General features: G+C 72.7%; 16 protein-coding genes. 1 reads left to right on the top strand and 15 read right to left on the bottom strand.

What is annotated here, in order from left to right; genetic code table 11:
- Positions 1 to 18 precede the first annotated feature (18 nt).
- The 14 genes from AWQ70_RS15615 to pyrR all read right to left on the bottom strand — a co-directional run bounded on the left by AWQ70_RS15615 (position 19) and on the right by pyrR (position 17,058).
- Positions 19 to 2,217, bottom strand: coding sequence for a primosomal protein N' (locus AWQ70_RS15615; protein ID WP_084517125.1), 2,199 nt, complete (start codon positions 2,215 to 2,217; stop codon positions 19 to 21).
- Positions 2,218 to 2,359: 142 nt separating this feature from the next.
- Entirely contained in the window at positions 2,360 to 3,547 is a 1,188-nt protein-coding gene (metK, locus tag AWQ70_RS15610) for a methionine adenosyltransferase (protein WP_067176286.1), read from the bottom strand.
- A gap of 143 nt (positions 3,548 to 3,690) precedes the next feature.
- A complete protein-coding gene (gene coaBC, locus AWQ70_RS15605; protein WP_067176283.1) occupies positions 3,691 to 4,890 on the bottom strand; it encodes a bifunctional phosphopantothenoylcysteine decarboxylase/phosphopantothenate--cysteine ligase CoaBC in 1,200 nt (399 codons plus the stop codon).
- A 55-nt stretch (positions 4,891 to 4,945) separates the two neighbouring features.
- Positions 4,946 to 5,209 carry a DNA-directed RNA polymerase subunit omega gene (gene rpoZ / locus AWQ70_RS15600; RefSeq protein WP_067176278.1) on the bottom strand — a complete coding sequence of 88 codons (264 nt, stop codon included), beginning with the start codon at positions 5,207 to 5,209 and terminating at the stop codon, positions 4,946 to 4,948.
- Positions 5,210 to 5,256: 47 nt separating this feature from the next.
- On the bottom strand, positions 5,257 to 5,823 hold the full coding sequence (gmk, locus tag AWQ70_RS15595) for a guanylate kinase (RefSeq protein WP_067176275.1): 567 nt from the start codon (positions 5,821 to 5,823) through the stop codon (positions 5,257 to 5,259).
- A gap of 120 nt (positions 5,824 to 5,943) precedes the next feature.
- Positions 5,944 to 6,267 carry an integration host factor, actinobacterial type gene (mihF, locus tag AWQ70_RS15590; RefSeq protein ID WP_030450375.1) on the bottom strand — a complete coding sequence of 108 codons (324 nt, stop codon included), beginning with the start codon at positions 6,265 to 6,267 and terminating at the stop codon, positions 5,944 to 5,946.
- Positions 6,268 to 6,759: 492 nt separating this feature from the next.
- The gene (gene pyrF / locus AWQ70_RS15585; protein ID WP_067176272.1) at positions 6,760 to 7,491 is read right to left on the bottom strand and encodes an orotidine-5'-phosphate decarboxylase; all 732 of its coding nucleotides are present in this window, start codon (positions 7,489 to 7,491) and stop codon (positions 6,760 to 6,762) included.
- The gene (locus AWQ70_RS15580) at positions 7,488 to 8,462 is read right to left on the bottom strand and encodes a dihydroorotate dehydrogenase (RefSeq protein ID WP_067176268.1); all 975 of its coding nucleotides are present in this window, start codon (positions 8,460 to 8,462) and stop codon (positions 7,488 to 7,490) included. The genes pyrF and AWQ70_RS15580 overlap by 4 nt, the downstream gene beginning before the upstream one ends.
- A 152-nt stretch (positions 8,463 to 8,614) precedes the next feature.
- On the bottom strand, positions 8,615 to 9,472 hold the full coding sequence (locus AWQ70_RS15575; protein ID WP_067176265.1) for a dihydroorotate dehydrogenase electron transfer subunit: 858 nt from the start codon (positions 9,470 to 9,472) through the stop codon (positions 8,615 to 8,617).
- A gap of 259 nt (positions 9,473 to 9,731) precedes the next feature.
- Positions 9,732 to 13,016 (bottom strand): carbamoyl-phosphate synthase large subunit, encoded by a 3,285-nt coding sequence (gene carB / locus AWQ70_RS15570; RefSeq protein ID WP_067176262.1) that lies wholly within the window; start codon positions 13,014 to 13,016, stop codon positions 9,732 to 9,734.
- The gene (gene carA, locus AWQ70_RS15565) at positions 13,009 to 14,232 is read right to left on the bottom strand and encodes a glutamine-hydrolyzing carbamoyl-phosphate synthase small subunit (RefSeq protein WP_067176260.1); all 1,224 of its coding nucleotides are present in this window, start codon (positions 14,230 to 14,232) and stop codon (positions 13,009 to 13,011) included. Before carA ends, carB begins: the two co-directional genes overlap by 8 nt.
- On the bottom strand, positions 14,229 to 15,533 hold the full coding sequence (locus tag AWQ70_RS15560; protein WP_067176257.1) for a dihydroorotase: 1,305 nt from the start codon (positions 15,531 to 15,533) through the stop codon (positions 14,229 to 14,231). The genes carA and AWQ70_RS15560 overlap by 4 nt, the downstream gene beginning before the upstream one ends.
- Positions 15,530 to 16,465, bottom strand: coding sequence for an aspartate carbamoyltransferase catalytic subunit (locus AWQ70_RS15555; protein WP_067176428.1), 936 nt, complete (start codon positions 16,463 to 16,465; stop codon positions 15,530 to 15,532). Before AWQ70_RS15555 ends, AWQ70_RS15560 begins: the two co-directional genes overlap by 4 nt.
- Before the next feature lie 5 nt (positions 16,466 to 16,470).
- Positions 16,471 to 17,058: a bifunctional pyr operon transcriptional regulator/uracil phosphoribosyltransferase PyrR gene (pyrR, locus tag AWQ70_RS15550; RefSeq protein WP_067176254.1), complete on the bottom strand. Its 588-nt coding sequence runs from the start codon at positions 17,056 to 17,058 to the stop codon at positions 16,471 to 16,473.
- Positions 17,059 to 17,478: 420 nt separating this feature from the next.
- Here pyrR and bldD point away from each other — a divergent pair, with 420 nt between their 5' ends.
- Positions 17,479 to 17,973: a transcriptional regulator BldD gene (gene bldD, locus AWQ70_RS15545; RefSeq protein WP_061256674.1), complete on the top strand. Its 495-nt coding sequence runs from the start codon at positions 17,479 to 17,481 to the stop codon at positions 17,971 to 17,973.
- Positions 17,974 to 18,128: 155 nt separating this feature from the next.
- Here bldD and AWQ70_RS15540 read toward each other — a convergent pair whose 3' ends face one another.
- The gene (locus AWQ70_RS15540) at positions 18,129 to 18,566 is read right to left on the bottom strand and encodes an SAV_6107 family HEPN domain-containing protein (protein ID WP_067176252.1); all 438 of its coding nucleotides are present in this window, start codon (positions 18,564 to 18,566) and stop codon (positions 18,129 to 18,131) included.
- Positions 18,567 to 18,899 lie beyond the last annotated feature (333 nt).

The raw sequence follows: 18,899 nt of genomic DNA, 5'->3' as shown, positions 1-18,899 counted from the left end.
CCACCTCAGCACCGGCCGTCACACCGGGTCGAGCGGGTCGACGCGGACCCGCACCAGATCGGCCGCCTTGCGCGCCGAGCGCACCCCGCTCGCTCCCTTGAGCGCCCGCGCCAGTGCCGCGCCCTGGTCACGGGGCACCCGGATCATGGCGCGCTCCACCTCCCCCTCGCGGCCGCCGCCCGCGCGCGGGCCCTCGACGGGTACGGGACCGAGGACCTGGGCCGCGGCGGGGAGCTCGGCCGAGGCGAGCATCTCCCTGACCGCCGAGGGCGGCCCGGTCAGCGTCGCGACGCGGGTGACCGGGGGGAACGCGAGCTGCGCGCGCTCCCCGAGCTCGCGTTCGGCGTGGGTGACCGGGTCCCAGCGCACCAGCGCCTGGACCGCGGGGACCGACGAGTCGGCGAGCACGACCACCTCGGCCCCCGGCCGCAGCAGCGCCGCCGCGTTCATCCAGCGGCGCAGGGCCTCCTCGGCGGCCCGCAGCTCGGGACGGCCCAGCAGGGCCCAGCCGTCCAGCAGCACGGCGGCGGCGTACCCGCCGTCCGGGACGGGCTCGGCCCCGGGCGTGGCGACGACCAGGGCGGGCGCCGCGCCGACCGTGGCGAGGACCTCGTCCCGTCCGGACGTCCGCACCGTGACCGAGGGGAACGCCCGGCCGAGCTCCTCGGCGGTGCGCCGCGAACCGGTGACGACGGCCCGCACCCGGCGGCCGCCGCAGGAGCCGCAGCGCCAGTCGCCCGCGATGCGCCCGCACCAGCGGCAGTACGGCGCGGCGTGGCCGGAGCGCAGGGCCAGCGGCCCGGAGCAGCCGGAGTGCCCGCAGCGGGCGAGCGCGCGGCAGTGCCCGCAGGCGAGGACGGGGAGGTACCCCCTGCGCGGCACCTGGACCAGCACGGGGCCGTGGTCCAGCCCCCGCCTCAGCGCCCGCCAGGCGAGGCTCGGCAGCCGGGCCGCGCGCGCCGCCTCGTCCCTGCCCATCTCGGCGTCGTCGCCCGCCGGGCGCACCCGGGGGGCCCGCCGCCTGACCTCCTCGCGCCGGGCCACCAGCGGCCCGGCCCATCCCGACGCGACCAGCCGGGTGGCCTCCACCGTGCGCGCGTACCCGCCGATCAGCATGGCCGCGCCGGCGCGGTGGGCGCGCAGCGCGAGCACCTCCCGGGCGTGCGGATAGGGCGCGAGCTGCTCGTCGTGCAGATCGTCCCCGTCGTCCCAGATGACGGCGAGGCCGAGGTCCGCCACGGGGGCGAAGGCCGCGGCCTTGGTGCCGACGGCGACCGGCACCTCCCCGCGCAGCACCTTGAGCCAGCGACGGTAGCGTTCCGCGGGACCGAGATCGGCGGTGATCGCGACGTGCGGCGTGGCGCCGAGCGCGAGATCGGCCCGCGCCACGTCCTTGCCGTCCGGCAGCACGACGACCGCCCCGCGCCCGCTCGCCAGGGTCGCCCGTACGGCGGCGGCGACGGCGTCCGGCCAGGAGGGCCCGCCGGGGCCGGTGCCGGGCAGGGCGGACCAGACGGCCCGGGGCGAGCGCCCGTCGGCGAGGGCGGCGAGGAAGGACTCCCCGGTGGGATAGGCCTGCCAGCACCGGGCGTCCGGGCTCGCCGCGTCCCACGCCGCCTCACGGACACCGGGCCCGCCCCTGCCGGGGCCCTGGACGCCGGGCTCACCCTCTCCGGCGAGGTCGGGGGTCGATCCCCCGGCGCTCGTGCTCCCGGCCTCCGATCCCCCGGTGCCCGCCTCCGGCTTCCGGGGCTCGGCCTCGACCTTCGCGTGGCGGGGCGGCACGGCCAGGCGGAGGACGTCGGACATCGTGCCCGCGTAACGGTCCGCGACGGCGCGGGCGAGACCGGCGATCTCCGCCGTCAGCACGGGCTCGGGCGAGACCACCCGCTCCAGGTACGCCAGCCTGCCCTCGTGGTCGGTGTGCTCGGCCCGCTCGAGCAGGAAGCCGTCCGTGAGCTTCCCGGCGAAGCGCACCCGCACCCGGCAGCCGGGTACGGCGTCGGCGTCCATGGACGCCGGGACCAGGTAGTCGAACGGCCGGTCCAGGTGGGGCAGCGGCGTGTCGACCAGGACCCGCGCGACCGGAGCCGCCCCGGCGGGCTCGGCGGCTCCCTTGGCCGGGGCCGCCTTCCTCCCCGCCGTCCCGCGCGGCCTCCCGCGCTCCGGCATCGCGAGCAGCGCCTCCTGGCCCTCGGGCGATGTCGGAACGGTCACTTTCTTGTCCTACCAGATGCCGCCGGCCCCGCCGCCCGGGGCCGTACGTGGGGTGGAGCCGCCTGTGCGGGGCGGGACGCGGCGCGGGCGGAACAACGAAGCGGCACCCGCCGGAGACGACGGGTGCCGCTTGCTGGACGTGTCAGAGGCCGACGGCCTCGCGCAGCGCGTCGGCGCGGTCGGTGGACTCCCAGGAGAAGCCCTCGCGGCCGAAGTGCCCGTACGCGGCGGTCTCGGAATAGATCGGGCGCAGCAGGTCGAGGTCGCGGATGATGGCGGCCGGGCGCAGGTCGAACACCTTGAGCACGGCCTCCTGGATCTGGGCGACCGGGACCTTCTCGGTGCCGAAGGTCTCGACGAACACACCCACCGGCTGGGCCTTGCCGATCGCGTACGCCACCTGGACCTCGGCGCGGTCGGCGAGGCCGGCCGCGACGATGTTCTTGGCGACCCAGCGCATGGCGTAGGCGGCCGAACGGTCCACCTTCGACGGGTCCTTGCCGGAGAAGGCGCCGCCGCCGTGGCGGGCCATGCCGCCGTAGGTGTCCACGATGATCTTGCGGCCGGTCAGGCCGGCGTCGCCCATCGGGCCGCCGATCTCGAAGCGGCCGGTCGGGTTGACCAGCAGCCGGTAGCCCTCGACCTCGATGTCGAGGTCCGCCAGCAGCGGCTCGACGACGTGCTCGCGGATGTCCGGGGTGAGCATCTCGCGGAGGTCGATCTCCGGAGCGTGCTGGGTCGACACGACGACGGTGTCGAGCCGGACCGGGCGGTCGCCGTCGTACTCGATGGTGACCTGGGTCTTGCCGTCCGGACGCAGGTAGGGGATGGTGCCGTTCTTGCGGACCTCGGCCAGGCGGCGCGACATCCGGTGCGCGAGCGTGATCGGCAGCGGCATCAGCTCGGGGGTCTCCCGGCAGGCGTAGCCGAACATGAGGCCCTGGTCGCCGGCGCCCTGGCGGTCGAGGTCGTCCGCGCCCTCGCCCTCGCGGTGCTCGTAGGCGTCGTCGACGCCCTGCGCGATGTCGGGCGACTGCGCCCCGATCGACACCGAGACGCCGCAGGAGGCGCCGTCGAAGCCCTTGTGGGAGGCGTCGTAGCCGATCTCCAGGATCTTCTCCCGGATCAGGGCGGGGATGTCGACGTAGGTCTCCGTCGTCACCTCGCCGGCGACGTGGACCTGGCCCGTGGTGATCAGCGTCTCGACGGCGACCCGGCTCCTGGGGTCGTCCTTGAGCATGGCGTCGAGAATCGCGTCACTGATCTGGTCGGCGATCTTGTCCGGGTGGCCTTCGGTAACCGACTCGGAGGTGAACAGGCGACGGGACAACTCAGTGGCTCCTCATGCAGCGGCTGCTGACGTCTACAATGCTCCGCTGAGTGTAGCCGCACCGCGTGCGGCACCGCGAAGCCCCGCCGTCCGGAAGATCCGGCGGCCCCGCCGCACGGCCCCCGTCGCGGGAAACGCGCCGGTCAGGCGAGTCGCGGGGCGACCAGGTCCCACACCACGTCGGCGAGGTCCTCCTTGGGACCCCTCGGGATCTCGACGGGGTCGCCGCCCGCGACGAGGACGACGGCGGCGTTGTCGAGGGTGCCGAACGCGAGGTTCTCCCCCACCTGGTTGACCACGAGCAGGTCGCAGCCCTTGCGTTCGAGCTTGGCCCGGCCGTTGGCGAGCACGTCGTCGGTCTCGGCCGCGAAGCCCACGATGACCCGGGGGGACGGCGCGCGCCCCTCGCGGCGGATCTCGCCCAGCTCGGCCAGCACGTCCGGATTCTTCACCAGGTGGATGGGGTCCGGCTCGGCGGCGGACTTCTTGATCTTGGTGTCGCTCTGCCGCGTCGGGCGGAAGTCGGCGACGGCGGCGGCCATGACCACGGCGTCGGCGCTCGCGGCCGCCGAGACGACCGCCTCGCGCAGTTCGGTGGCCGACTCGACCCGCACCACCTTGGCCCCGGCCGGGTCGGGCAGCGCGACGTTGGCCGAGACCAGCGTCACCTCCGCCCCGCGGGCCACGGCCGTACGGGCGAGGGCGTAGCCCTGCAGGCCCGAGGAGCGGTTGCCGATGAAGCGGACCGGGTCGATCGCCTCGCGGGTGCCTCCGGCGGAGATCACGACGTGGCGGCCGGCGAGGTCGGCGGCGCGCCCGGCGAGGACGCGGCGGCAGACTTCGAAGATCTCGGCGGGGTCGGGCAGCCGCCCGGGGCCGCTGTCCGCTCCGGTGAGCCGGCCCACGGCCGGGTCGACGACGATCGCGCCGCGCTCGCGCAGCGTCGCCACGTTGGCGCGGGTGGCGGGGTGCTCCCACATCTCGGTGTGCATCGCGGGCGCGAACACCACCGGGCAGCGGGCGGTCAGCAGCGTGTTGGTGAGCAGGTCGTTCGCCAGGCCGTGCGCCGCCCTGGCGAGCACGTCGGCGGTGGCGGGCGCGACGACGACGAGGTCGGCGTGCTGCCCGATGCGGACGTGCGGCACCTCGTGGACGGAGTCCCAGACCTCGGTGGTCACCGGATTGCCCGACAGCGCGGCCCAGGTGGGCTCGCCGACGAAACGCAGCGCGTCACGGGTCGGGACGACCCGCACGTCGTGGCCGGACTCGGTGAACAGACGGAGCAGCTCGCACGCCTTGTAGACGGCGATGCCGGCGCTGACCCCAAGGACCACCGATCTCACGAGTGAAACCTCCCGCGCGCCTCCCGCGCGAGCGGGGCGGGCGCCTCGAGCGCCGTCAGCCCTCGATGGGCTCGGAGGTGAGCAGGCCGTCGCTGACCTCGCGGAGCGCGATGGACAGCGGCTTCTCCTGGGCGTGGGTCTCCACGAGGGGCCCGACGTACTCCAGCAGGCCCTCGCCGAGCTGGGAGTAGTAGGCGTTGATCTGGCGCGCCCGCTTCGCGCCCATGATGACCAGGCTGTACTTGCTGTCGACGATGTCGAGCAGCGAGTCGATCGACGGGTTGGTGATGCCTTCCGCGTAGGCGGAGCTGGTTGCCACGTTGATGCTTCCCCTAGCTAGGTGGACGTCCGGTCGTCTCGGAAGCGCTAAACCTCCGGGGTACCGGCCAACAAGGCTATCAGGCGACGGCATACGTCCTGGACGGACGTGTTGACAAGGGTGAGGTCGAATTCCTTCTCGGCGGCCATCTCCACGCGCCCGGCGTCCAGGCGGCGTTCGATGACGTCCGGCGGCTCGGTGCCGCGGCCGCGCAGCCGCCGCTCCAGTTCCTCCCAGCTCGGCGGGGCCAGGAAGACGAGCAGCGCCTCGGGCATGCTCTCACGCACCTGCCGCGCGCCCTGGAGGTCGATCTCCAGCAGCGTCGGCACCCCGGCGGCCAGCCGCTCGAGGACCGGTGTGCGGGGCGTCCCGTACCGGTTGCCGGCGAACTCGGCCCACTCGAGGAGCTCTCCCGAGGCGACCATGCGGTCGAACTCGGCGTCGTCGGCGAAGTAGTACTCCACGCCGTGGGTCTCGCCCGGGCGGGGTTTCCTGGTTGTCACCGAGACCGACAGCCACACCTCTGGGTGCGACCGCCGGAGCTCGGCGACGACCGTGGACTTCCCGACGCCCGACGGACCGGAGAGGACCGTCAGGCGGCGGTTCGGAGGCATGGAGTCACCGGCACATGTCCCGGACCCGCTGGAAGCGGCTGCCTGGCGGGCCCGATCCTCGCCGGGCCAGGACGTATCGGTCACTCGATATCCCCCGTAAATCTTGCAGCGAAGCCGAGATCAGCTCTCGGCACCGCCGAACTCCCGCTCCAGGGAGGCGCGCTGGTTGGCACCGAGACCCCGCACGCGGCGGGACTCGGCGATACCAAGGCGCTCCATGAGCTGCTTGGCGCGGACCTTGCCCACGCCAGGGAGCGACTCCAGCAGAGCCGAGACCTTCATCTTGCCGATGACGTCATCGGTCTGCCCATCCTTCAGCACCTCAGCCAGAGAAACCGCGCCGTGCTTGAGCCGGTTCTTGACCTCGGCACGCTCCTTGCGAGCCTTGGCAGCCTTCTCAAGTGCCGCCGCGCGCTGCTCGGGAGTCAGGGGAGGAAGAGCCACGCCGGGTCACCTCGAATTTCTGTCGATGTACTCGGACGGGAGGGGAAACTAGCTGGTCTATGCCCCCTCCGGCAACGTCAAGCCAGGTTTCTCTCACCACAAAATTGAATCTATTACTTTGCGCACCCGGAAAATCACGCTCTGTCGATGAAAACCGCCTCATCAGCCACGGAAGAGAGCCCTCCCCCGGACCGCCTCCGAGGGGCCCGCGAGAGGCCCTCGGAGGCGCCCGCCGGCCGTACGGCGGGGCGCTCCGGGACCGGCCCGAGGTGGCCGGGAAACGGCGCCGGACCGGGCCCCGAGCGACCCGGAGCCGGGGTCCGCGGGCGGCTCGGCGGCGTCCGGACGGGGCCCCGGAAACGTCCGAGCGCGTGATCCGCGAGCGCCTCCGAGGCGGCCGCGACGGGGCCCTGGCGCGAGTGGGGGAAGAATCTGGGATGATCTTTGCCACACGACCGCGGCGCCGGCCCTCCGGACGCCGCCGGGCGCCGTTCAGCGTGCGTGCGAGATCTCGCCCGCCGAACGGGACACGTCCACCTTGCGGAGCGCCGCGGCGATCGTCGCGGCGGCGGCCCCCGGGTCGGACGAGCCCGTGATGGGCCGGCCGATCACCAGAAGATCGGCCCCGTCGATGAGCGCGGCCTCCGGGGTCGCTACTCTGGCCTGATCCTGGGTGTCGGCGCCGGCGGGCCGCACGCCCGGGGTGATCAGCGTGATGCCGGGCCCGACCTCGGCGCGCACCGCGGCGACCTCGCGGGGCGAGCAGACGAGGGCCTGGGCTCCCGCGCCGACGGCGAGAGCCGCCAGACGGCGCACGGAGTCGTCGGGGCGTCCCTCGAAGCCGATCGCGGCGAGATCGGCTTCCGAGAGCGACGTGAGAACCGTCACGGCCGCGATCTGGGTCTGCGGGCCCGCCGCGTCCACGGCGGCCCGGATCATCGCGGGCCCTCCCGACGCGTGGACGGTGAGGATGGACGGCTTGAGCCGCGCCACGGCGCGGGCCGCCCCGGCCACCGTGTTGGGGATGTCGTGCAGCTTGAGGTCGAGGAAGACCCGCACGCCGCTCGCCCCGCGCACGGACGCGATCACGTCGGGGCCGTAGCGGAGGTAGAGTTCCAGCCCGACCTTCACCGTCGAGACGTGGGGCGTCACCAGACTCGCCCATCGGGCCGCGGTCTCCAGGTCGGGCGCGTCGAGGGCGACGGCGATGGGAGCGGGGGTCACAGGGAACTCTCCTCCAGTTCGATGCGGTTCCGGGGACCTGCCCCGGCGGGTCGGTGCGCCAGCCCGACGGCGTCGGCCAGGCGGTCGAAGCCACGCGCCTGCAGGAGCTCCTCCAGCTCCCTCAGGATGCGCTGGCAGGCGAACGGATCGTGGAACAGCGCCGTGCCCACGGCGACGGCGCAGGCGCCGGCCAGGACCAGCTCCAGGGCGTCCCTGCCGGTCATCACGCCGCCCATGCCGACGATCGGCACTCCCGGCAGGGCCGCGTGGACCTGCCAGACGCAGCGCACGGCGAGCGGCCTGATCGCCGGGCCGGACAGGCCGCCGGTCCCGGCGGCGAGCGACGGGCGCATGGTGTCGACGTCCACGCTCATGCCGAGCGGCATGTTGATCATGGACAGGGCGTCCGCTCCCCCGTCCACGCACAGGCGCGCGAGCGAGACGACGTCGGCCACGTCGGGCGCGAGCTTCGCGATCACCGGGACGTCGTAGCGCGTCGCCGCCCGCACGGACGCGACGACCTCCGCCGCGGCCGAGCCGTCCCGGGCGAAGACCCGGCCGCGGTCCTCGACGTTCGGGCAGGACAGGTTCACCTCGACGGCGGTGACCCCGGGAGCGTCGGCCAGCCTCCGGGCCAGGGCGGTGTACTCCGCCACGCTGCCGCCGCCGATGGAGACGATCGTGCGCGCGCCCCGCTCGGCCAGCCACGGCAGCTCACGCTGCGCGAACACCTCCACGCCGGGCCCCTGGAGGCCCACGGCGCTCAACATGCCCGAGGGCGTCTCCGCCATCCTCGGCGTCGGACGGCCGGCCCTCGGGGCCATCGTGATCGACCGGGTCGTGAACGCGCCGATCCGCGTCACGTCGAAGAACTGCGCCAGCTCCCGGCCGGTGCCGCCGCAGCCGGAGGCCGTGAAGACCGGATTCGGCAGCTCCACGTGGCCCAGGTAGCTCCTGAGATCAACGGCCATGCCGCCCCCTGCCCCGGCCCGGGGTCGCGGCGCGTGAACCCGTCACGCCCGCGCCCGGCGCCGCCTCCGGGAGAGACACCGCCGCGTCCACGCCCCGCGCCGCCTCGGGCCCGCGGGCGCCGCACGCCACGAGGCCGGGGACACCCTCACGCCTATCCATGCCGCCCTCCAGGGGCTCCCAGAGCGTCGAACGGGATCGTCCCGACATCGTCGAAGCGGACCCGCTCGCCCAGGAACACCGGCCCCTCCGTGCAGGCCCGGACCATCCGCGTCACGCCGTCCTCGTCGATCACCGGGACGACGCACGTCATGCAGATGCCGACGCCGCACGCCATGGACTGCTCCACCGACACCTGCGCCGGGATCCCGAACTCGACGCACACCGCCGTGACGCCGCGCAACATCGCCATCGGCCCGCACGCGTACACCACGTCCGCCCGGGCGTCCGCGATCACGCCCGCCAGCACGTCGGTCACCTCCCCGCGCATGCCCAGCGAACCGTCCTCCGTCGTCAGCGTCGTCGTCTCGCCCATACGGCGCGCCCGCAACGCCCCGAACACGCGGTCCGCGCTGGAGGCCCCCAGCACGAAATCGACCCGGCACCCCCGCCGCTGCAGGACATCCGCCAGCACGAAGAGCGACGCCGAGCCGTACTCGCCGCCGACCAGCACGCACGTGCACGGATCGCGCGGCAGCGGGAACGGGCGCCCGAGCGGGCCCACCAGATCCAGCGTGTCCCGCGCCCTGCGGTCCGCGAGCCACGCCGTCCCCGGGCCACGCACCCGGAACACGAACTCCACCGTGCCGCCGTAGTCCGGCTTCACGTCGTGGATCGCGAACGCCCGCCGCGTCAGCATCGACGTGTACGGCCCGCCGACGCCGACGGTGACGAAGTGGCCGGGCCGGAACCGGTCGGCGACGGCGGGCGCCACGACGGTCAGCGCGTGGTAGGCCTCCACCCGCCGCGTCGTCAGCACCGTTCCCGTCACCTGCACCGGGGAACCGGCCACTCCCTCACCTCCGCCGTGGCACGGGCCCGCCGTCCCGCGACACTCAGTCCCTCAGCCACATGCCGGCGGCCGGCCACACTCCACGGACCACGCGGCGTGCCGCAGGCGCGCCGTCGGCACAACCCGCGCGGGCCGCTCCGTTCGCTCAGTCCCTCAGCCTCGCACTCATGGTCGGCCTCGCTCCCTCGCTCACTCCACGGACCACGCGGCGTGCCGCAGGCGCGCCGTCGGCTCAACCCGCGCGGGCCGCTCCGTTCGCTCAGTCCCTCAGCCTCCGGGCATGCTCCTGGAGCGACCGTACGCCCACATCACCGCGGACGATGTGCTGGATGCCCTGAACGGCCGCCGCGAGTCCCTGCACCGTGGTGATGCAGGCGATGCCGCGCAGGACGGCGGCGGTCCGGATCTCGTACCCGTCCAGGCGCGGCCCGGACTGCCCGGGGCTCCCGTACGGAGTGTTCACGATGAGATCCACCTCCCCGTCCAGAATGCGCCGCACGATCGTCGGCTCGCCGTCGGGACCGGTCCCGTCGCTCTGCTTGCGCACGATCTTGGCACGGACGCCGTTGCGGCGCAGCACCTCGGCGGTCCCCTCGGTCGCCAGGATCTCGAACCCGAGATCCGCCAGCGCCTTCACCGGGAAGATCACCGAGCGCTTGTCCTTGTTCGCGACCGACACGAACGCCCGTCCCTTGGCCGGCAGGTCCCCGTACGCCGCCGCCTGGGACTTGGCGTAGGCGGTGCCGAAGAACTCGTCGATGCCCATGACCTCGCCGGTCGAGCGCATCTCCGGGCCGAGGACCGTGTCCACCCCGCGGAAGCGGTTGAACGGCAGCACCGCCTCCTTGACCGCGATCGGCGCGTCCAGCGGCAGCGTCCCGCCGTCCCCGGACGGCGGCAGCATCCCCTCGGCGCGCAGCTCGGCGACGGTCGCGCCGAGCATGACCCGTGCGGCGGCCTTGGCCAGCGGCACCGCGGTCGCCTTGGACACGAACGGCACGGTACGGCTGGCGCGCGGGTTGGCCTCCAGCACGTACAGCACCCCGGCCGCCATCGCGTACTGCACGTTGAGCAGCCCGCGCACGCCGACGCCGCGCGCGATCGCCTCGGTGGCGGCGCGGATGCGCTTGATGTCGAAGCCGCCGAGCGTGATGGGCGGCAGCGCGCAGGCGGAGTCGCCCGAGTGGATGCCGGCCTCCTCGATGTGCTCCATCACGCCGCCGAGGTACAGCTCCTCGCCGTCGAACAGGGCGTCGACGTCGATCTCGATCGCGTCGTCGAGGAACTTGTCGATCAGGACCGGGTTGTCGGACGCCCGCACCGCGCTGGCCATGTAGGAGGCCAGCGTTTCGTCGTCGTACACGATCGCCATGCCGGCCCCGCCGAGCACGTACGACGGCCGGACCAGGACGGGGTAGCCGATCTCCTCGGCGATCGTCTTGGCCTGCTCGACGCTGCGGGCGGTGCCGTGCTTGGGCGCGGGCAGGCCGGCGTCGGCGAGCACCTGCCCGAACGCGCCGCGCTCCTCGGCCAGGTGGATGGACTCCGGCGACGTGCCGACGACCGGCACCCCGGCGTCCTTGAGCGCCTGGGCCAGGCCGAGCGGCGTCTGCCCGCCGAGCTGCACGATCACGCCGGCGACCGGGCCGGTGGCCTGCTCGGCGTGCACGACCTCCAGCACGTCCTCCAGGGTGAGCGGCTCGAAGTAGAGCCGGTCGGAGGTGTCGTAGTCGGTCGAGACGGTCTCGGGGTTGCAGTTGACCATCACGGTCTCGAACCCGGCCTTGGCCAGCTCGAACGAGGCGTGCACGCAGGCGTAGTCGAACTCGATGCCCTGGCCGATCCGGTTGGGCCCGCTGCCCAGGATGATCACCTTGGGCCGGTCGCCGCCGGGGACCTCGTTCTCCTCGTCGTACGTGGAGTACAGGTACGGCGTGGCCGCGGCGAACTCGGCGGCGCAGGTGTCCACCGTGTTGTAGACCGGCCGCACGCCCAGCTCGTGCCGGGTCCGGCGCACCTCCGCCTCGGGCAGTCCGAGGATCTCGCCGATCTGCGCGTCGCTGAACCCGTACCGCTTGGCCCGGGCCAGCGTCCGCGCGTCCGCGCTCGCGATGGAGCGGGCGGCCTCGTCGATCGCGTAGAGCTGGTCGAGGAACCACGGGTCCACCCGCGTGGCCTCGTACAGCTCCTCGGGGGTGGCACCGGCGCGGATGGCCTGCTGCATGGTGCGCAGCCGCCCGTCGTGCGGGGTGCGGCAGGCCGCGAGCAGCGCCTCCCGCTCACCCGGCTCGCCCGCCCAGGAGAAGGAGGAGCCCTTCTTCTCCAGCGAGCGCAGCGCCTTCTGCAGCGCCTCCGGGAAGGACCGGCCGATCGCCATCGCCTCGCCCACGGACTTCATGTGGGTGGTGAGGGTCTGGTCGGCGCCGGCGAACTTCTCGAACGCGAACCTCGGCACCTTGACCACGACGTAGTCCAGGGACGGCTCGAACGACGCCGGCGTCTCCTTGGTGATGTCGTTGGGGATCTCGTCCAGCGTGTAGCCGATCGCCAGCTTGGCCGCGATCTTGGCGATCGGGAAGCCGGTGGCCTTGGACGCCAGCGCCGACGACCGCGACACGCGCGGGTTCATCTCGATGACGATCATCCGGCCGGTGTCGGGGTCGACGGCGAACTGGATGTTGCAGCCGCCGGTGTCCACGCCGACCTCGCGGATCACCGCGATCGCGACGTCGCGCATGTTCTGGTACTCGCGGTCGGTCAGCGTCATCGCCGGGGCGACGGTGACGCTGTCACCGGTGTGCACGCCCATCGGGTCGATGTTCTCGATCGAGCAGACGATCACCACGTTGTCCGCGCGGTCGCGCATGACCTCCAGCTCGTACTCCTTCCAGCCGAGGATCGACTCCTCCAGGAGCACCTCGGTGGTCGGGGACGCGTCCAGACCGGCGCCGGCGATGCGGCGCAGGTCCTCCTCGTCGTACGCGAAGCCGGAGCCGGCGCCGCCCATCGTGAACGAGGGCCGCACCACCAGCGGGTAGCCCAGCTCGCCCGCGGCGGCCAGGCAGTCGTCCATCGAGTGGCAGATCACGCTGCGGGCGGACTCGGCGTTCAGGCCGCGCTCGGCCGCGACCTTGGCGACGATCTCCTTGAACTTCTCCCGGTTCTCGCCGGCCTGGATGGCGTCGAAGTTCGCGCCGATCAGCTCCACGCCGTAGCGCTCGAGCACCCCGGCCTCGTGCAGGGCGACCGCGGTGTTGAGCGCGGTCTGCCCGCCCAGGGTCGGCAGCAGCGCGTCGGGCCGCTCCTTGGCGATGATCTTCTCGACGATGCCGGGAGTGATCGGCTCGACGTAGGTCGCGTCGGCGAACTCGGGGTCCGTCATGATCGTGGCCGGGTTGCTGTTGACCAGGATGACCCGGAACCCCTCCGCGCGCAGGACGCGGCATGCCTGGGTGCCGGAGTAGTCGAACTCGCACGCCTGCCCGATCACGATCGGCCCGGAGCCGATCACCATGATCGATGTGATGTCCGTGCGCTTAGGCACCCTTCTCCCCCGTTTCGCTCGTCGTCTCCGGCCGGTCGCCGCCCGCCCGCTCCATCAGCTCGCAGAACTCGTCGAAGAGGTACGCGGCGTCGTGCGGTCCGGCGGCGGCCTCCGGGTGGTACTGCACGCTGAAGCCCGGGTAGTCGAGCAGCCGCAGCCCCTCCACGCAGCCGTCGTTCAGGTTCACGTGGCTCACCTCGGCCCGGCCGTACGGCGTGTCGAACGGCCCGTCGAGCGGGGCCCGTACGGCGAAGCCGTGGTTGTGCGCCGAGATCTCCACCTTGCCGGTCCTGCGGTCCTGGACCGGCTGGTTGACACCCCGGTGGCCGTACCGGAGCTTGTAGGTGCCGAGGCCCAGCGCGCGGCCGAGGATCTGGTTGCCGAAGCAGATGCCGAAGAACGGCGTCCCCGACGCGAGCACGCCGCGCAGCGCCTCGACCGCGAAGTCGGCGGTGGCGGGGTCGCCGGGGCCGTTGGAGAAGAACACGCCGTCCGGCTCGATCGCGAGGATGTCCTCGGCGGTCGCGGTCGCGGGCAGCACGTGCACGTCGCAGCCGCGCTCGGCCATCCGCTCCGGCGTCATCGCCTTGATGCCCAGGTCGACCGCGGCCACGGTGAACCGCCTGTCGCCGACGGCCTTGACCACGTACGGCTCGGCCGTGGAGACCTCGCGGGCCAGGTCCGCACCCTCCATCGCGGGCGAGCGCCGCACCCGCTCCACCAGCTCCTCGATGTCGACTCGCGCCGGGTCGGCGCCCGTGCCGGCCAGCGCCGCGCCGGAGAACACCCCGGCCCGCATCGCGCCGCGCTCGCGCAGATGGCGGGTCAGCGCCCGCGTGCCCGGCATCGCGATGCCCACCACGCCCTGCTCGCGCAGGTAGTCGTCCAGGCTCTTGGTGGACCGCCAGTTCGACCGGACCCGCGACGGCTCGCGCACCACGTAGCCCGCCACCCACACGCGGCCGGACTCCGGGTCCTCCTCGTTCACGCCGGTGTTGCCGATGTGCGGCGCGGTCATCGCGACGATCTGCCGGTGGTACGACGGGTCGGTCAGCGTCTCCTGGTAGCCGGTCATCCCGGTGTTGAAGACCATCTCGCCGAAGGTCTCGCCGACGGCCCCGAAGGCCGTCCCCTCGAAGACCCTTCCGTCCTCCAGCACGAGCAACGCCGTGTCCACGGTCCCGCTCTCCTCGCTCAGTTCCTTGCTCAACGTCACACCAGCTTCCCTTCGAGAACGGTCGGGCGGCCGCGCAGCAACGTGGCCACGACCCGGCCAGGAAGCGTCATGCCCTCGTACGGCGTGTTGCGGCTCTTGGAGACCATCGCCGCCGGGTTCACCTCGGTGCGGACCGAGGGGTCGTAAAGCGTGATGTTCGCGGCGGCGCCCGCCTCCAGGGGGCTGCCGTGGCCGCTCAGCCTGCCGATCCTGGCCGGCCGGTACGACATGCGGTCGGCGACACCGGCCCAGTCGAGCAGGCCGGTGTCGACCATGGCCTCCTGCACCACGGAGAGGGCCGTCTCCAGCCCGATCATCCCCATGGCGGCCGCGGCCCACTCGGTCTCCTTGTCCTCGACCGGGTGCGGGGCGTGGTCGGTGGCGACGCAGTCGATCGTCCCGTCCGCGAGCGCCTCGCGCAGCGCGAGGACGTCCTCGTTCGTGCGCAGCGGCGGGTTCACCTTGTAGATCGGGTTGTACGGCCCGGCCGGCGAGCGCTCCACGCACGCGTCGGTGAGCAGCAGGTGGTGCGGGGTCACCTCGGCGGTGACGTCCCAGCCCTTCGACTTGGCCCAGCGGATGATCTCGACGGACCCGGCGGTGGAGACGTGGCACACGTGCAGCCGGGAGCCGACGTGCGCGGCCAGCAGGCAGTCGCGCGCGATGATCGCCTCCTCGGCGACCGCCGGCCATCCGGTGAGGCCGAGCCTGCCGGAGACCTCGCCCTCGTTGACCTGGGCGCCCTCGGTCAGGCGCGGCTCCTGGGCGTGCTGCGCGACGACGCCGTCGAACGCCTTGACGTACTCCAGGGCGCGGCGCATCAGGACGGCGTCCGAGACGCACTTGCCGTCGTCGGAGAAGACCCGGACCCTTGCCGCGGAGTCGGCCATGGCGCCGAGCTCGGCGAGCTGCCTGCCCTCCAGGCCCGAGGTCACGGCGCCGACCGGCTGGACGTCGCAGTGGCCGTACTCCTGGCCGAGCCGCCAGACCTGCTCGACGACGCCGGCGGTGTCGGCGACCGGCGAGGTGTTGGCCATGGCGTGGACGGCGGTGTACCCGCCGCGCGCGGCGGCCTGGGTGCCCGTCTCGACCGTCTCGGCGTCCTCGCGGCCGGGCTCGCGCAGGTGGGTGTGCAGGTCGACCAGGCCGGGCAGCGCGATCAGGCCGGTCGCGTCGATCGTCTCGGCCGCGCCCGCCTTGCCGGCCGCCGGGCCGACCTCGGCGATGACGCCGTCCCTGACGAGGATGTCGGCCGGCTCCCCGCCGAGAACGCGGGCGCTCTTGATCAGAATGGTGCTCACAGGTCTCCCCCGATCGCGGGCTCCGACCCGCTCAGCAGCAGATAGAGAACGGCCATGCGGACGGTCACGCCGTTGGCCACCTGCTCGACGATCGTCGAGCGGGGCGAGTCGGCGACCTCGGCGGAGATCTCCATGCCGCGGTTCATCGGGCCCGGGTGCATGACGATCGCGTCGTCGTGCAGGCGGCCGAAGCGCTCGCGGTCCAGGCCGTAGCGGCGGCTGTACTCGCGCGCGGACGGGAAGTAGGCGTCGTTCATCCGCTCGAGCTGCACGCGGAGCATCATCACGACGTCCGACTTGGGCAGCACCGCGTCCAGGTCGTACGACACCTGGCAGGGCCAGGAGTCGACGGCCACCGGCAGCAGGGTCGGCGGGGCGACCAGGGTCACCTCGGCGCCGAGCGCGTGCAGCAGCAGCACGTTCGACCGGGCGACCCGGCTGTGCAGGACGTCGCCCACGATGGCGACCTTGAGCCCCTCGATCCTGCCCATCCTGCGCCGCATGCTGAACGCGTCGAGCAGCGCCTGGGTGGGGTGCTCGTGGGTGCCGTCACCGGCGTTCACCACGCTGCCGCGCACCCAGGTGGCGAGGCGGTGCGGGGCACCGGAGGCGGCGTGCCTGATGACGACCGCGTCGGCGCCCATGGCCTCCAGCGTCAGCGCGGTGTCCTTGAGCGACTCGCCCTTGGACACGCTCGACCCTTTGGCCGAGAAGTTGATGACGTCGGCGGACAGCCGCTTGGCCGCGGCCTCGAACGAGATGCGGGTGCGGGTGGAGTCCTCGTAGAAGAGGTTGACCACGGTGCGGCCGCGCAGCGTCGGCAGCTTCTTGATGGAACGCTCCGACACCCGGGCCAGCTCCTCGGCGGTGTCGAGGACGAGCAGGGCGTCGTCGCGGGTCAGGTCGCCCGCGGAGATCAGGTGCCGCTTCATCGTGCTCACCGCTCCCCGTTCGTCTCGCCGGCGGCGGGCCGGTCGTCTCCCTTGATGAGCAGTACGGCGTCGCGCCCGTCGATCTCCTGGAGGTAGACCTTCACCTTCTCGCTCTTGGAGGTCGGCAGGTTCTTGCCCACGTAGTCGGCCCGGATGGGCAGCTCCCGGTGGCCGCGGTCGACCAGGGTGGCGAGCTGGACGGCGCGCGGGCGTCCCACGTCGTTGAGCGCGTCGAGCGCCGCGCGGACGGTCCTGCCGGAGAAGAGCACGTCGTCGACGAGAACCACGGTCCTGCCGTCCACACCCTCGGCGGGAAGGTCCGTACGGCCGAGGGGACGGGCCGGGCGCAGCCGGAGGTCGTCGCGGTACATCGTGATGTCGATGGTGCCGACGGGCACCTTCACGCCCTCGAACTGGGAGATGCGCTCCGCGATCCGGGACGCCAGCGTGGCGCCGCGGGTGGGGATGCCGAGCAGCACGACCTTCTCGGCGCCTTTGGTCCGTTCGAGGATCTCGTGCGCGATCCGGGTCAGCGCCCGGTGGATGTCGGGGCCCTCAAGAACCGCTCGGGCCTGATTTCGGGCATCGGACATGGAGATATCACCACCTTTCCCGCCTCACGGGACGGGTCTTAAAAGGGTGTCTGGCCGCCCCACACTACCAGGGCGCCTTCGGCGCGCCCGACGGGGTCACCCCCTTCTGCCAGCGGCGATGCGCTGCGGAGGGGGCTCGTTCGCTGTGGGCGTCACGACCGGAAAACCCGAGGCAGGCTCGGATGGGGGGATTGAGGGGAGAACACTGTTTGGCGCTCTTTTTTCCAATCAGCTTGACCTTTGCCAGTGGCGGCTTTACCGTCACTGTGCGTAACCACAACACGCGACCTTCCTGGGTAAAACCCGACGCAGCGGTCACCGAAGGTGCCTGGCCCAGGCGCCAGCCCCCGGTGTTCCGTGCATACGGGACAAGGAAGCAGAATCAAGTGAGAACAGACATAGAGAGCCGGGGGCCAAACGATGCCGTCTGACTACGCCAAGTCGCTCGGCGCGCGACTGCGCGCGATCCGCACCCAGCAGGGGCTCTCCCTGCACGGGGTAGAAGAGAAGTCCCGTGGCCGGTGGAAGGCCGTCGTGGTCGGTTCTTATGAGCGCGGCGACCGCGCGGTGACCGTGCAGAAGCTGGCCGAGCTTGCCGAGTTCTACGGTGTTCCGGTGTCTGAGCTGCTTCCCGGTGGTGCCGCTCCGAGCCCGCTGGCGCCCGCGCCGAAGCTTGTCATCGACCTGGAGCGGTTGTCGCAGCTTCCCAAGGACAAGGCGGGCCCGCTCGCCCGGTACGCCGCGACGATCCAGAGCCAGCGTGGTGACTACAACGGCAAGGTGCTGTCGATCCGCCAGGAGGACCTGCGTTCGCTTGCCGTCATCTATGACAAGTCGCCTGTCGAGCTGACCGAGGAGTTCATCAGTTGGGGCGTGCTCGACGCGGAGGCCCGCCGGGCCGTGGAGTCCTTCTGACCCGCCGAGCCGCCCGGGTCCTCCGGACCCGCCACGCCGTCGTTCCGTTCTGAACACGCGATCGTTTCGGGGCTCCGAGCCGCCCGGCCCGGCCGCCCGGGGCCTCGAAACGCCGACCTCACACCCGCTCGGCCCCGCCGCCCGAGGGGCACGGCTCATCCCGCCATGGGGAGGGCCGACTGGCCCGGCACGCCGAGAAGGGCCTCGACCTCGCCGACGAACCTGTCCGCCTCGGCGATGAGCTCATCGGCGTCCCGCTGACCGACCGCGCGGGTCATCCCGGCCTCCGCCGCCGCGCGCTTGGTGGCGCTCACCGCGAAGAAGGCCGCCCAGTCCGCCAGCCCCGGCGCGGCCTCGGGCAGCAACTCCCACGCGCTGCGCAGCCGTCGCCGCCGGCCGTCCATCGGACGCGGGCGGGCGGCGAGCACGGCCGCCGCCGCCTTGAGCGCCGCGAGATGGGCCGACACGTACCTGTCCGCCGGGGTGGAGGCGCCCAGGGCGTCCGCCAGGCACGCACGGGCGTCCGCGAGATGCGCCAGAGCCGCCTGCGGGACCTTGGGCCCGTTCCCGCGGCCATCGACCTGTCCAGTCATGCCCGCCTCCTCGAGTCGTGGCTTCCGGCGGTGCTCGCCGGTGAGATCACCTTTGCAGACCGCACCGACAATTCGTCACGGCGGCCGGACGAGGAGCTTCCCCTCTCCCCGTCCGGCCCACGCCGTGGACCGCACCGCGCTCGTCTCCGCCGACGACGAAGGCACGGCATCCAACGGGGTGGGCGTGAGCCGCGAGTCTCACACCCACCGCCTCGAACATAAATTCGACCAGGGGCGCTGTCAAGCATCATGGCGAACACGGGTTCGATCGATCATGCGGCGGCGACACGGCCGATGACCTCTGGAAACGCGGAAAGCCCTACGGGACAGGGG

It is taken from the genome of Microtetraspora niveoalba (assembly GCF_001570405.1).
GTDB classification, from domain to species: Bacteria; Actinomycetota; Actinomycetes; order Streptosporangiales; family Streptosporangiaceae; genus Microtetraspora; species Microtetraspora niveoalba.
The sequence above is the reverse complement of the archived record's forward strand: the minus strand, read 5'-3'. Positions and strand labels throughout refer to the sequence as shown.

What these genes read in the sequence shown, in the direction of transcription:
- AWQ70_RS15580 (WP_067176268.1), bottom strand. Translation starts at nt 8,462, where the DNA reads ATGGCCGTTGATCTCAGGAGCTACCTGGGCCACGTGGAGCTGCCGAAT.
- pyrR (WP_067176254.1), bottom strand. Translation starts at nt 17,058, where the DNA reads ATGTCCGATGCCCGAAATCAGGCCCGAGCGGTTCTTGAGGGCCCCGAC.
- AWQ70_RS15540 (WP_067176252.1), bottom strand. Translation starts at nt 18,566, where the DNA reads ATGACTGGACAGGTCGATGGCCGCGGGAACGGGCCCAAGGTCCCGCAG.
- bldD (WP_061256674.1), top strand. Translation starts at nt 17,479, where the DNA reads ATGCCGTCTGACTACGCCAAGTCGCTCGGCGCGCGACTGCGCGCGATC.
- gmk (WP_067176275.1), bottom strand. Translation starts at nt 5,823, where the DNA reads ATGCCTCCGAACCGCCGCCTGACGGTCCTCTCCGGTCCGTCGGGCGTC.
- AWQ70_RS15555 (WP_067176428.1), bottom strand. Translation starts at nt 16,465, where the DNA reads ATGAAGCGGCACCTGATCTCCGCGGGCGACCTGACCCGCGACGACGCC.